This window comes from Micromonospora sp. NBRC 110037 (assembly GCF_001652995.1).
In the GTDB taxonomy this organism is placed as follows: domain Bacteria; phylum Actinomycetota; class Actinomycetes; order Mycobacteriales; family Micromonosporaceae; genus Micromonospora; species Micromonospora chalcea.
In genome coordinates, this window is sequence record NZ_BBVA01000004.1 from 447,844 (window position 1) to 461,320 (window position 13,477).

At 74.1% G+C, this 13,477-nt stretch carries 11 protein-coding genes and 1 riboswitch; of the genes, 7 read left to right on the forward strand and 4 right to left on the reverse strand.

The window, feature by feature from the left end; all coding sequences use genetic code 11:
* Positions 1 to 64: 64 nt before the first annotated feature.
* The 4 genes from thyX (at position 65) to A4R25_RS15060 (ending at position 5,246) form a co-directional block, all read left to right on the forward strand.
* Positions 65 to 802 carry an FAD-dependent thymidylate synthase gene (gene thyX / locus A4R25_RS15045; protein ID WP_064447262.1) on the forward strand — a complete coding sequence of 246 codons (738 nt, stop codon included), beginning with the start codon at positions 65 to 67 and terminating at the stop codon, positions 800 to 802.
* A 52-nt stretch (positions 803 to 854) separates the two neighbouring features.
* Positions 855 to 1,781, forward strand: coding sequence for a 4-hydroxy-tetrahydrodipicolinate synthase (gene dapA, locus A4R25_RS15050; protein ID WP_043325790.1), 927 nt, complete (start codon positions 855 to 857; stop codon positions 1,779 to 1,781).
* Between the two features lie 51 nt (positions 1,782 to 1,832).
* Entirely contained in the window at positions 1,833 to 3,521 is a 1,689-nt protein-coding gene (locus A4R25_RS15055; RefSeq protein WP_043325788.1) for a ribonuclease J, read from the forward strand.
* Positions 3,522 to 3,695: 174 nt separating this feature from the next.
* Complete coding sequence (locus A4R25_RS15060; RefSeq protein ID WP_064447093.1) at positions 3,696 to 5,246, forward strand: S1 family peptidase; 1,551 nt, start codon at positions 3,696 to 3,698, stop codon at positions 5,244 to 5,246.
* A gap of 89 nt (positions 5,247 to 5,335) precedes the next feature.
* Here the strand turns inward: A4R25_RS15060 and A4R25_RS15065 are convergent, their stop codons facing one another.
* Positions 5,336 to 6,982 (reverse strand): YbjN domain-containing protein, encoded by a 1,647-nt coding sequence (locus tag A4R25_RS15065; RefSeq protein ID WP_064447094.1) that lies wholly within the window; start codon positions 6,980 to 6,982, stop codon positions 5,336 to 5,338.
* Positions 6,979 to 7,458, reverse strand: coding sequence for a YbjN domain-containing protein (locus tag A4R25_RS15070; RefSeq protein WP_043325784.1), 480 nt, complete (start codon positions 7,456 to 7,458; stop codon positions 6,979 to 6,981). The genes A4R25_RS15065 and A4R25_RS15070 overlap by 4 nt, the downstream gene beginning before the upstream one ends.
* A 113-nt stretch (positions 7,459 to 7,571) precedes the next feature.
* Here A4R25_RS15070 and A4R25_RS15075 point away from each other — a divergent pair, with 113 nt between their 5' ends.
* A complete protein-coding gene (locus tag A4R25_RS15075) occupies positions 7,572 to 10,028 on the forward strand; it encodes a DNA translocase FtsK (RefSeq protein ID WP_043325782.1) in 2,457 nt (818 codons plus the stop codon).
* 64 nt (positions 10,029 to 10,092) lie between these two features.
* Here the strand turns inward: A4R25_RS15075 and A4R25_RS15080 are convergent, their stop codons facing one another.
* Positions 10,093 to 10,335, reverse strand: a complete 243-nt coding sequence (locus tag A4R25_RS15080; protein WP_043325780.1) for a hypothetical protein — start codon at positions 10,333 to 10,335, stop codon at positions 10,093 to 10,095.
* An 88-nt stretch (positions 10,336 to 10,423) separates the two neighbouring features.
* The gene (locus A4R25_RS15085; protein WP_043325778.1) at positions 10,424 to 10,738 is read right to left on the reverse strand and encodes a multidrug efflux SMR transporter; all 315 of its coding nucleotides are present in this window, start codon (positions 10,736 to 10,738) and stop codon (positions 10,424 to 10,426) included.
* Between the two features lie 57 nt (positions 10,739 to 10,795).
* Positions 10,796 to 10,861: riboswitch (guanidine-III (ykkC-III) riboswitch) on the reverse strand.
* 96 nt (positions 10,862 to 10,957) lie between these two features.
* On the opposite strand from A4R25_RS15085, the gene A4R25_RS15090 reads away from it, so the two are divergent.
* Entirely contained in the window at positions 10,958 to 11,881 is a 924-nt protein-coding gene (locus tag A4R25_RS15090; RefSeq protein ID WP_187693670.1) for an ornithine cyclodeaminase family protein, read from the forward strand.
* A 50-nt stretch (positions 11,882 to 11,931) separates the two neighbouring features.
* Entirely contained in the window at positions 11,932 to 13,434 is a 1,503-nt protein-coding gene (gene rimO, locus A4R25_RS15095; protein ID WP_043325775.1) for a 30S ribosomal protein S12 methylthiotransferase RimO, read from the forward strand.
* Positions 13,435 to 13,477 lie beyond the last annotated feature (43 nt).

A 13,477-nucleotide genomic window follows, 5' to 3' on the forward strand; every position in this document is an offset into this window, starting at 1 on the left:
GGTCGGCCGCGCGCCCGATTTCCGCGCCGGGCGAGGGCCAACTACAGTCCCAGGAATGCCGGAGATGGTGCAGCCCCAGGTCAAGTTGATCGCGTGGACCCAGTTCCAGGCGCCCGAAGAGGTGCCCTGGTCCACCGACGCCGACGGCGGGCAGGCGCTCGCCGAGTTCGCCGGCCGGGCCTGCTACCAGAGCTGGAAGAAGCCGAACCCGGCCACCGCCACCAACGCGGGCTACCTGGCGCACATCCTGGAGGTCGGCCACCTGAGCGTGCTGGAGCACGGCTCGGTGAGCTTCTACTTCAGCGGCGTGTCGCGGTCGTTCACGCACGAGCTGATCCGGCACCGGCACTTCTCCTACTCGCAGCTCTCCCAGCGCTACGTGCCGGAGCGGGACGCGGCGATGGTCGAGCCGTCGGTGATCGCCGACGACCCGGAGCTGCACAAGAAGTTCGTCGAGGCCACCGACGCGGCGGTGCGGGCGTACACCGAGTTGCTGGAGGGGCTGGAGGCCCGCTTCACCGACGAGCCCAACCCGACGCTGCGCCGCAAGCAGGCGCGCCAGGCGGCGCGGGCGGTGCTGCCGAACGCGACCGAGACGCGGATCGTGGTGACCGGCAACTACCGCGCGTGGCGGCACTTCGTCAAGATGCGCGCCACCGAGCACGCCGACGTGGAGATCCGCGAGCTGGCGGTGGAGTGCCTGCGGCAGCTCAAGGGCGTCGCGCCGAACGTGTTCGCCGACTTCGAGATCTCCACCCTGCCCGACGGCACCGAGGTGGCGGCGTCCCCGTACGCCGAGTGACCTGTCGCCCTTCGCCGCCGGGTCACCGGTGGTCGTCCGCTAGGTTGTGAGCATGACGCACGACCACTCCGCCGCCCCGAGCCGGGGCGCGTCGCGCCCGTTCGGGCGAGTGATGACGGCCATGGTGACCCCGTTCACGCCGGACGGCGGGCTCGATCTCGCCGGCGCCGCCCGGCTGGCCGAGTACCTCGTGGACGAGCAGCGCAACGACGCGCTGGTCCTCAACGGCACCACCGGTGAGTCACCGACCACCACCGACGCGGAGAAGGAGTCGCTGATCCGCGCCGTGGCCGAGGCGGTCGGCGACCGGGCCCGCATCGTCGCCGGGGTGGGCACCAACGACACCCGGCACACAGTCGAGCTGGCCACCCAGGCCGAGAAGGCTGGCGCGCACGGCCTGCTGGTGGTGACGCCCTACTACAACAAGCCGCCGCAGGCCGGGCTGCTGCGTCACTTCACCACCGTCGCGGACGCCACCGGCCTGCCGGTCATGCTCTACGACATCCCGCACCGCTCCGGCGTGGAGATCGCCACCGAGACGCTGGTGAAGCTGGCCGAGCACGGCCGCATCGTGGCAGTGAAGGACGCCAAGAGCGACCTGACCGCCACCTCCTGGGTGCTGGCCCGCAGCGACCTCGCGTTCTACAGCGGCGAGGACGCGCTCACCCTGCCGATGCTGTCGATCGGCGCGGTCGGCGTGGTCGGCACCTCCACCCACTTCACCGGCGCGCCGACCAAGCAGATGATCGAGGCGTTCGAGGCGGGCGACAACGCCCGGGCGCTCGCGCTGCACCGGCAGTTGCTGCCGCTCTACACCGGCATCTTCCGCACCCAGGGCACGATCCTGGTCAAGGCGGGTCTCGCGGCCCAGGGCCGCCCGGCCGGCCCGGTGCGACCGCCGCTGGTGGACGCCACCGGCGACGAACTGGCCCAGCTGCGCGCCGACTGCGCGGCGGCGGGCCTGCCCCTGCCCGAATGAACAAACGACACGACGGACGCCGCGCGACGGCGTCGCAGAATGAGGTGACGCGTGACCGAGGCGCACATCGAGGGTGAGCTGCCCCCGCCGCTGCCCGAGGGCGGCCTGCGGATCATCCCGCTCGGCGGACTCGGCGCCATCGGCCGGAACATGACCGTCTTCGAGTACGACGGCAAGCTGCTCATCGTCGACTGCGGGGTGCTGTTCCCCGACGTCGAGCAGCCGGGCGTGGACCTGATCCTGCCCGACTTCGGCCCGATCCTGGACCGGCTGGCCGACGTGCAGGCGATCGTGCTCACGCACGGCCACGAGGACCACATCGGCGCGGTGCCGTACCTGCTCGCGCACAAGCCGGACATCCCGCTCGTCGGCTCCCAGTTCACGCTCGCGCTGGTCGAGGCGAAACTGGCCGAGCGGCGGATCCAGCCGTACACGCTGACCGTGCGGGAGGGCGGCCGGGAACGGCTGGGCCCGTTCGAGTGCGAGTTCTTCGCGGTGAACCACTCGATCCCGGACGCGCTGGCGGTGGCCATCCGTACGCCCGCCGGCCTGGTGCTGCACACCGGCGACTTCAAGATGGACCAGCTTCCGCTGGACGGGCGGATCACCGACCTGGCCGGGTTCGCCCGGCTCGGCGCCGAGGGCGTCGACCTGCTGCTGTCGGACTCGACGAACGCGGAGATCCCCGGCTTCGTCACGCCGGAGAAGGAGATCGGCCCGGTCCTCGACTCGATCTTCGCGAAGGCCAAGGGGCGGATCATCGTCGCCTCGTTCGCCTCGCACGTGCACCGGGTGCAGCAGGTCTTCGACTCGGCGGTCGAGCACGGCCGCAAGGTGGCGCTGATCGGGCGGTCCATGGTCCGCAACATGGGCATCGCCCGCGACCTGGGCCTGCTGAACATCCCGCCCGGCCTGGTGGTCGGGATCGAGGAGGCCACGAACCTGCCGCCCGAGCAGATCGTGCTGATGTCCACCGGTTCGCAGGGCGAGCCGATGAGCGCGCTGGGCCGGATGGCCAGCGGCGACCACCGGCACATCACCATCGCGCCCGGCGACACCGTGGTGCTGGCGTCCTCGCTGGTGCCCGGTAACGAGACCTCGGTCTACCGGGTGATCAACCGGCTGGCCCGTGCCGGTGCCGTGGTGGTGCACAAGGACGTGGCGAAGGTGCACGTCTCCGGCCACGCCCCGGCCGGCGAGCTGCTCTACCTGCTCAACGTCGTCCGCCCGAGCAACCTGATGCCGGTGCACGGCGAGTGGCGGCACCTGCGGGCGCACGCCCGGCTCGGCATCGAGTCCGGCGTCGCGCCGGACCGGGTCGTGCTCTGCGAGGACGGCGACGTGGTCGACCTGGTCGAGGGCCGCGCGAGCCTGGTCGGCCGGGTCAAGAGCCGGTACGTCTACGTCGACGGTCTCGCCGTCGGCGACGTCAGCGAGTCGCTGCTCACCGAGCGGCGGATCCTCGGCGACGGCGGTTTCATCGCCGCGACGGTCGTGGTCGACTCGGTCACCGGCAAGGTGGTCGCCGGGCCGACCGTCTCGGCGAAGGGCTTCTCCGAGGACCCGGCCGCCTTCAACGCGGTGGTTCCGCTGGTCACCGAGGCGCTGAACCGGGCCGCCGCGGACGGCATCACCGACCCGCACCAGCTCCAGCAGATCGTCCGCCGCACCGTCGGACGCTGGGTCAACGACGCGTACCGCCGTCGGCCGATGATCGTCCCGACAGTCGTCGAGGTCTGACCCGACCGCGCCGCGCGCCGGTCCACCGTCCACGGTGGGCCGGCGCCGTCGCTTTCCGGGTACGTCCCGACACGCCGCGTCGAAACCCTCCGCTCACCCTCATCCGATCGGCGTCCGTCTCCGTACTCCGGGACGGCCGGCGTGCCCCTGCGCCGGCCGGGAGGAGCGTGGCGGATGGACCGCAGACGGATGACAGCCATCGGCGTACTGGTGGCGGCGGCCGGGTTGACGGCGGCGGTGACCGTACCGTCGTTCGCCGGCGAGGAACCCCGGCGGGCCGCGCCGGCCACCGACGGCGTCGCCCCGGAGGTCCTGGACGCGATGGGCCGCGACCTCTCCCTCACCCGCGACCAGGCGGTGAAGCGGCTGCGCACCGAGCGGTGGGCGGCCGGCACGGTCACCCGGTTGCGTGCCGAACTCGGCGCCGGCTACGGGGGCAGCTGGCTCAGCGCGGACGGCGCGACGCTCACCGTGGCGGTGGCCGACGCGGCCGGTGAGGCGCGGGTCAAGGCGGCCGGCGCGGTCCCGAAGCGGGTCGCCCGGGGCGTCGCCGAGCTGGACGCGGTGAAGTCCCGGCTCGACGCGGCGGGCGGCGCGGCCAGCCCGGACATCGCCGGCTGGTACGTCGACGTGACCGACAACACGGTGGTGGTGGTCGCCCGTCCGGGCGCGGAGGCCGACGGCCGCCGGTTCGCCGCCGCCGCTGGGTCGAAGACCGCGATGGTCCGGGTACGCACCGCCGACGAGGCCCCGCGCCCGCTGTTCGACGTGCGGGGCGGCGACGCCTTCTTCATCAACAACGCCGGCCGCTGCTCGGTCGGCTTCTCGGTGGTGGGCGGATTCGTCACCGCCGGGCACTGCGGCCGGCCGGGGGACCGCACCACCGGATCCAACCGGGTCGCCCAGGGCACGTTCGCGGCCTCCTCGTTCCCCGGCGACGACTGGGCGTTCGTGCGGGTGAACGGCGACTGGACGCCGCAGGGCGTGGTGACCGACTTCAGCGACGGCCGCACGGTGGCGGTCAACGGCTCCACCGAGGCGCCGGTCGGGGCCTCGATCTGCCGGTCCGGCTCCACCACCGGCACCCGCTGCGGCCTGGTCCAGGCCAAGAACGCCACTGTCAACTATCCGGAGGGGACGGTCACCGGGCTGACCCGGACGAACGTCTGCGCCGAGCCGGGCGACTCCGGCGGCGCGTGGCTCTCCGGCGACCAGGCGCAGGGCGTCACCTCCGGCGGCTCCGGCGACTGCACCCGGGGCGGGGTCACGTTCTTCCAGCCGGTCAACGAGATCCTCCAGCGCAACAACCTCACGCTCGTCACCGCCGGTGGCCAGCCGGCCCCGACGCAGCCGCCCGCCGGTGGCGGGGAGACCGCCCCGCCGGCGACCGTCCCGCCGACCCCGCCGGCCGGTGACACCGAGTGCGCCGGCCAGGTGAGCCGGAGCGGCCGGATCGCCGCCGGGCGGGTCCAGGTGCAGCCGGACGGGCGCTTCTTCCGGGTGCCCGGCGGCACCCAGGAGGCGTGCCTGGCCGCGCCGGACGGCGTCCGGGTGACGCTGGAGCTGCAACGCTTCACCAACGGCGCGTTCCGTACCGTGGCCCGCGCCACCAGCGCCGACGGTGTGGCCCGGCTGACCGTCGAGGGCCCGGCCGGCGCCTACCGGTACCGGGTGGCCGGACTGTCCGGCTCCGGCGAGTACACGCTGGCGTTCTCCGCCCGCTGACCGCCGCATCGGAACCGCGGCCCCCGACCACCACCGCCCGGTGGTCGGGGGCCGCGCCGCGTAGCGGGCCGGCCGGTCGGCTCGGCGGCTCAGGCCAGGGCGGCGACCGCTTCGGCGTACGCCGCGCCGGTGCGTACCGCCGCGGCCACCAGCACCTCCAGCTGCGCCGGGGCGACCCCGCAGGACAGGTCCGTGGAGACGCCGGCGGCCAGCACCAGCGTTCCGTCGCCGGGCTCGTGCACGTAGGCGGCGGGCAGCAGCCGGTCGTGGTTCCAGGCGTTGCAGAAGGCGTACGCCTCGGCGCGCCGCTCGGCCGGCAGCCGCCGCTGCGCCACCACGCGGGCGTGCAGCACGTCACCGTGGCGGCCGAGCAGGCGGAACTGGATCGTGGCCTCGCCCCACCGGCCGACGAGTGTGCCGTCCGGCTCAGGCGAGTACGGCTCGCCCCGGGCGTCGAGCGCGGCGGCGAGCAGCGCCGCGTCCAGCGGGGCGGGCTCCTCCGGGCCGGGCGGGCCGGGCTCGGCCGGGTCCGATTCCGGCTCCTCGTCGAACTCGCTCTCGGCGGCCAGCGACACCGGCGCGGCGAGCGGCCGCTCGGCCAGCCACGAGGCGATCCGGCCGGACTGGTGCCCGGTGCCGTTGCGGGCGTCGAAGCTGCCGGCGAGCGCCGTGGCCAGCGCCTGGAGCTGCGCCCCGAGTGTCGCCACGTCCACCTCGGCGGCCGGCCGGGAACCGTGCCCGGGGCGGTGGATCCGCCGCCCGCCGAGCCCCGCCTCGGCGGCCAGCCCGCAGAGCAGCGCGCCGGCCGCGGCGAACTCCATCGCGGACAGGTCGTCGGCCGGGCGGTCCAGCCGGGGCAGCTGCTCGGTCAGCACCTCCAGCCCGCGATGCAGGTAGCCGCCCAGCGCGCAGAAGCGCAGGTGCGCGGCGAGCAGCGGAAACGCGGCCCGTTCCCGACGGTGCCGGCGGTACGCGCGTACGTGCGCCCGGGCCGCCTCGGTCACCGCGCCGGTGCGCAGCCACGGCAGCAGCCCCACGGTGAGCGCCCGCTCGGGCTGGTCGGTGCAGGTCGTCGCCACTGTCGCGGCGGTCTGCCGTTCGGCCCGCCGGGTCGGTGGCCCCTGCGGCTCGACCCAGCCGGTCAGCGCCGGCGCGAGCGCCGCCAGCGCCGCCTCCGGGTCACCCCACCCGGCCAGCAGGTCGGCCCGCCGCGCCGGGGCGCACCCCGCACAGCCACCCACCGGGTCCGTCGCGTCGGCGGCCGACCAGCGTTCGTACGCCCGCCGGGCCGCCGGCTCGTCGCCGAGGTGGTCGGCGACGCGGCAGCGCAGCTCCGCGACCGGCGCGGCGTCCTCGCCCAGCTCCCCGGCGAGCGTGTCCAACAGGGACCGGGCCTGATCCAGTCCCACCCGGGGCGTGCCGAACAGCGCCTCCACCGCCTGCCGCTGGTGCCGGCGCAGCCGGGTCAGCTCGTCGGGCCGGGCGTCCAGCAGCCCGGGGTGCCGGGCCACCGTCTCCCGCATCCGCCGCACCGGCTCCACCGCGCGCCACCGCTCACCCAGGTGCAGGTACGCCTCGACCAGCGCGAACCGCGCCGACAGGGCGGTACGCGGGTCACCGGTGGCGTCCGCGCGGGAGGCGATCCGCTCCAGCTCGGCGCAGCGCTCCTCGCCGTCGGGCCGGTCCCGGGCGTCGGCGAGCGCGGCGGCCAGCCCCCGGTCGCGTGCCGTGGTCATCGGAGCGTCCCGCCGGTCAGCTCGGCGACGGCGGCGGCCAGCTGACAGCCGGTGGTGACACCGCAGTCGACCAGCCGGTCGAGCTGGTGCGGTGTGACGCCGCGCTCCAGGTCGGTGGTGACCTCGCCGCAGATCTGGGCCGACCCGTCGTCGGCCACGTGCACGTACGCCTTGGGCCAGAGCCGGTCGTGGTTCCACCTGTTGCAGAAGGCGTGCAGCTCGGGCACGTGCTCGATGCCGAAGTGCGGCGCGACGACGGTGCGTACCTGGAGCAGCTCACCTGCCGCGCCCCGGCGGTGGAACCAGATCAGGTTCCGTTCCCAGCGGCCCACGAGCGCGCCGTCGGGCTCCTCGACCACCGCGTACCCCCGGTGTGCCAGCACGGCGGCGATCAGCTCGCCGGTCAGCGGGCGCAGCGCCTGGGGGTGTCCGGTCAGCGGACCGTCCGGACCGTCCTCGATCTCCGGCGACGCCATCGGGCATCCCTTCTGAGGCGAATAACACAAACGACGGTCCGACCCGTGCTGCGACGCGCGGACACGACCCGGAAAAGCGGCGTTCCACCGGGTGCCGCCGTTACCGTGACTCTATGGCGGGCCGTACCTCTCAGGCGAGCCGGCGGCGCGGCGCGTCGCCGCGTGGCACCACGAACAACCGCGCCCGGCAACCGGCGAAGAAGGCGGCGGCGCGGAAACCGGCGCGGCGGCCGGCGCGCCGCGGGCCGGCCCCGGCCGCGTTCGTCGGCCGCGCCGCGGGCGCCGTCTGGATGGGACTGGCCCACACGGTGGGCTGGGCGTTCCGGGCCGCCGGCCGGCAGGCCGCGTCCACCCGGGAGCTGGATCCGGAGCACCGCCGCGACGGCGCCGGGCTGCTGCTGTTCGGCCTGGCCATCCTCAGCGCGGTGGGCATCTGGGGCGGCGGCGCCGGGCCCGTGGGCCGGCACCTGGCCGACACCGTACGGCTGTTCATCGGCGCCATCTCGATAATCCTTCCGGTGCTGTTCATGGTCGGCGCGTGGCGGCTGATGCGGAGCCCGGCCGACCCCGAGCACCGCGGTCGCGGCCTGGTCGGCTGGGGCTCGATGATGCTGGCGACCGCCTCGATGCTGCACATCGGGCAGAACCCGGTCGACGAGGTCCAGCGCGACTACGCCGGCGGCCTGATCGGCGCGGGCGTGGGCGACGTGCTGAAGTCGGCGGTGACCGCGTGGGTGGCGATGCCGCTGCTGCTTCTGCTGCTGGTGTTCGGCCTGCTCGTGGTCACCGCGACCCCGATCAACAAGATCCCGGAGCGGCTCGGCCTGCGCGCCGACCCGGCCGCGCCCGAGGACGATGAGGAGGAAGCCGAGGCCGAGGCGGCGGCGAAACCGGCCCGTAAGCGGCCGGCGAAGCGGATGCCGTCGCCGCTGGAGCCGCTGGACCCGGACGACGAACTGGCCGGCGTCGACCTCCAGGAGACGCTCGTGCTGCCGCGCAAGCCGCCGCGGGTGCCGGCGAACCGCAAGCCGGTCGAGCCGCCGGAGCACTCGCCGCTGCCCACCCGCGCCGAGCAGCTCGCGCTCACCGGGCTGGCCGGCGACTACACGCTGCCGCCGGCGAACCTGCTCGGCAGCGGCGCCAAGCCGAAGAGCCGGAGCAAGGCCAACGACGAGGTGATCGCCGCGCTGACCGGCGTCTTCGAGCAGTTCGACGTGGACGCCGCGGTCACCGGGTTCACCCGCGGCCCGACGGTCACCCGGTACGAGGTGGAGCTGGGCCCGGGCGTGAAGGTCGAGCGGATCACCCAGCTGTCCCGCAACATCGCGTACGCGGTGAAGTCGCCGGACGTGCGCATCCTCAGCCCGATCCCGGGCAAGAGCGCGGTCGGCGTGGAGATCCCGAACACCGACCCGGAGAACGTGTCGCTCGGCGACGTGTTGCGCTCCCGCGAGGCGACCAGCGACCACCACCCGATGGTGGTGGCGCTCGGCAAGGACATCGAGGGCGGCTACGTGGTGGCCAACCTCGCGAAGATGCCGCACATCCTGATCGCGGGCGCCACCGGCGCGGGCAAGTCGAGTTGCCTCAACAGTCTGCTTGTGTCCATTTTGACCCGGGCCACGCCGGACGAGGTGCGGCTGCTGCTGATCGACCCGAAGCGGGTCGAGATGACCGGCTACGAGGGCATCCCGCACCTGGTCACGCCGATCGTGACCAACCCGAAGAAGGCGGCCGACTCGCTGGAGTGGGTCGTCCGCGAGATGGACATGCGTTACGACGACCTCGCCGCCAACGGGGTCCGGCACATCGACGACTTCAACCGCAAGGTGCGCAACGGCGAGATCAAGGCGCCGCCGGGCAGCGAGCGGGAGATGCGGCCGTACCCGTACCTGCTGGTGATCGTGGACGAGCTGGCCGACCTGATGATGGTCGCGCCGCGCGACGTGGAGGACTCCATCGTCCGGATCACCCAGCTCGCCCGCGCCGCCGGCATCCACCTGGTGCTGGCCACCCAGCGGCCCTCGGTGGACGTGGTCACCGGCCTGATCAAGGCGAACGTGCCGTCCCGGCTCGCGTTCGCCACCTCCTCGCTCGCCGACTCGCGGGTCATCCTGGACCAGCCCGGCGCGGAGAAGCTGCTGGGCCGCGGCGACGGCCTGTTCCTGCCGATGGGCGCGTCGAAGCCGCAGCGAATCCAGGGCGCCTGGGTCACCGAGCGCGAGATCGCCGACGTGGTCAAGTTCTGCAAGGACCAGCGGGAGCCGGAGTTCCGCCCGGACGTGCTCGCCCCGGCGCAGGACAGCAAGAAGAAGATCGACGAGGACATCGGCGACGACCTGGACCTGCTCGTGCAGGCGGTCGAGCTGGTGGTCACCTCGCAGTTCGGGTCGACCTCGATGCTCCAGCGCAAGCTGCGTGTCGGTTTCGCCAAGGCGGGCCGGTTGATGGACCTGATGGAGACCCGCGGCGTGGTCGGGCCGTCCGAGGGCTCCAAGGCCCGCGACGTGCTGGTCAAGCCGGACGAGCTGGAGGAGGTCCTGGCCGGCCTGCGCGGCGGCGAGGACTGACGACCCACGACGGACGACGGCGGCCCCCACCGTCAGGTGGGAGCCGCCGTCGGCGGTTTCCGGCTCAGTTGAGCAGCGCGGCGACGAGCACGGCGCCGATGATCGCGCCGACCACGCTCGCGGCGGCGGCGTACCAGCCCAGCGGCTTGTCGCCGAGGACGGCGCCGACGATGCCGAGGATCAGGCCGAGGACGCCGAAGATCAGCGGGGACAGGAAGATCGCGAGAGCCGCGAAGACGAACGCGATGATCGTGCAGATCCGGGCGGCGTTGGTACGCGGACGGGCGCTGGCGTGGATGTCGGCCATGGGGTTCCTCCGTGAGTGATCTCGCTACCGGTCAACGAAAGATCCGGTACCCCGGCCGCCGCGTCGTCCAAACCGGATGCGGCATCGATCAGGCGAACAACTTCAATCCGATCACGCCGGCGACCACCAGCAGCAGGCAGGCCACGCGCGGCAGGTTGACCGGCTCGCCGAGCGCGAGCATGCCCACCAGCGCGGTGCCCACCGCGCCGATGCCGACCCACACCGCGTAGCCGGTGCCGACCGGGATGTCGCGCAGCGCGTACGCCAGGCCGGCCATGCTGCCGACGAGCGTGACGCCGAAGACGGCGGAGGGGAGGGGACGGGTGAAGCCGGCGCTGCGATCGAGCGCGATCGCCCACGCGGTCTCCAGGAGTCCGGAGAGCACCAGTACGAGCCAGGCCATGAGATCACCTCTGACGGGCGGGCCCGGCGTGGAGCGGGCCGGGCGACGGTCGGGTCACGCGGGGCGTCTTGGCCTGACCGGGTACGCCCACCACTCGTCCGGGACGGCCCGCGGGCCGTCGTGGCCGACGGTAGCACCGGCCGGGCGGAACGGGCGGTGGGGTGAGAAAGCCCACCATGGGTGGAGTTGACGTCAACTTCAGGTTGCACGATGGAAGGCATGACCGTGCTCTTCTCCGACGACGACGTCGCGGCCGCCGTGGACGCCCCGCTCACCGTCGCGGCCATGCGGGACGCGCTGCTGGCCGCATACGCCGGGCGGCTCATCGCCCCGCCCCGGGCGTCCGCGCCGCTGGGCGGGGGCCGGATGGTGCTCACCGCCGGGCACCTGACCGGGCAGTGGTACGGCTTCCGCTCCTACGACACGTTCGGCCACCCGGAGAGCGGTCAACTGGTCGTGCTGCACGACGCCACCACCGGCGCGGTACGCGCCATCGCCGTCGGCGAGGAGCTGGGCTCGCGGCGTACCGGAGGACTCGGTGGCGTGGCGGTGGACGCCCTGGCCCGCGCGGACGCCGCCACCCTCGGCGTGGTGGGCTCCGGCCGGCAGGCGTGGACCCAGGTCTGGGCCGCCGCGGCGGTCCGGCCGCTGCGCGAGGTGACCGTGTACAGCCGCTCGGCGGCCCGGCGGGAGGCGTTCGCCGCCCGGGTCCGCGCCGAGCTGGGCGTGCCGTCCCGCGCCGTCGGCTCGGCCGCCGCCGCGGTGCGCGACCGCGACGTGGTGGTGCTCGCCACCACCAGCACCGTCCCGGTGATCGACGCCGCCGACCTGTCCCCCGGCACGCACGTCAACACCGTCGGCTTCAAGCAGACCGACCGGCACGAGTTCGGCCCCGACCTGCTCGACGCCGCCGACCTGCTGGTCACCGACTCGCCCGGGCAGGCCGCCGCGTACGTGCCGCCGATGCTCGCCGCCGTCGAGCCGTACGCCGGTCGGTTGCGCGACCTGGGCGCGGTGCTGGCCGGGGCGGTCCCCGGCCGGACCGGCGCGGACCAGATCTCGGTCTTCTGCTCCACCGGTCTGGCCGGCACCGAGGTGTTCCTGCTCGACCGGCTGGCCCGCGTGGCCGCTCCCGCCCGCTGAGCGTGCCGGACGGGCGGCGTGGCGGTACGGAACCGGCCCGGTACCCTCGGATGGTGTCTGCCACCTCCTCCACCCCGCAATCCGACGGGCGCCGGGTCGCCCTGCTGACCCTCGGCTGCGCCCGCAACGAGGTCGACTCGGAGGAGCTGGCCGCCCGGCTGCACGCCGACGGATGGCAGGTCACCACCGACGGCGAGGGCGCCGACGTGGTGGTGGTGAACACCTGCGGCTTCGTCGAGAAGGCCAAGCAGGACTCGATCCAGACGCTGCTGGCCGCCGCCGACACCGGCGCGAAGGTCGTCGCCGCCGGGTGCATGGCCGAGCGGTACGGCCGTGAGCTGGCCGACAGCCTCCCCGAGGCGCAGGCCGTGCTCAGCTTCGACGACTACCCGGACATCGCCGCCCGGCTCGACTCGGTGCTCGCCGGTGAGGCGATCGGCGCGCACACCCCCCGCGACCGGCGGGAGCTGCTGCCGCTGACCCCGGTGAAGCGCCGCGACGCGGCGGTGTCGCTGCCCGGGCACGGCACCCCGGCCCGGGTCGCGCCGGAGACCGACGCGCACACCCCGGCGCACCTGCGGCAGGTGTTGCGGCACCGGCTCGACACCGGCCCGGTGGCCTCGCTGAAGCTCGCCAGCGGCTGCGACCGGCGCTGCGCGTTCTGCGCCATCCCGGCGTTCCGCGGGGCGTTCGTCTCGCGTACCCCGGACGAGCTGCTCGCCGAGGCCGAGTGGCTGGCCAAGACCGGCGTCCGCGAGCTGGTGCTGGTCAGCGAGAACTCCACCTCGTACGGCAAGGACCTGGGCGACCCGCGCGCGCTGGAGAAGCTGCTGCCGCAGCTCGCCGCGATCGACGGCATCGTGCGGGTCCGCGCCAGCTACCTCCAGCCCGCCGAGACCCGGCCCGGCCTGGTCGAGGTGATCGCCACCACGCCCGGCGTGGCCGCGTACTTCGACCTGTCGTTCCAGCACTCCAGCGAGCCGGTGCTGCGCCGGATGCGGCGCTTCGGCTCCACCGACCGGTTCCTGGAGCTGCTCGCCTCCGCCCGCGCGCTGGCGCCGGACGCGGGCGCGCGCAGCAACTTCATCGTCGGCTTCCCCGGCGAGACGAAGCAGGACGTGGCCGAGCTGGTCCGGTTCCTGACCGAGGCGCGGCTGGACGCGATCGGCATGTTCGACTACAGCGACGAGGACGGCACCGAGGCCGCCGGACTGGCCGGCAAGGTCTCCGCCGCCACGATCAAGCGGCGGTACGACAAGCTCAGCGCGCTGGCCGACGAACTCTGCTCGCAGCGCGCCGAGGAACGCCTCGGCGCGACGGTGGAGGTGCTTGTGGACTCGGTCGCCGACGGCGTGGTGGAGGGGCGGGCCGCCCACCAGGCGCCCGAGGTCGACGGCTCGACCACGCTCGTCGCGCCGGTCGGCGGCGGCGTCGACCTGGCCGCGTTGCGCCCCGGTGACCTGGTCCGGGCCACCGTCACCGCCACCGAGGGCGTGGACCTGGTCGCCGTACCGGATGAGATGATCTCGGCGGCGCCCGGCGCGGTACGGTGACGGCGGGCCCGGACGAAGCGGGGAAGCCACGTGGGGCGATGCG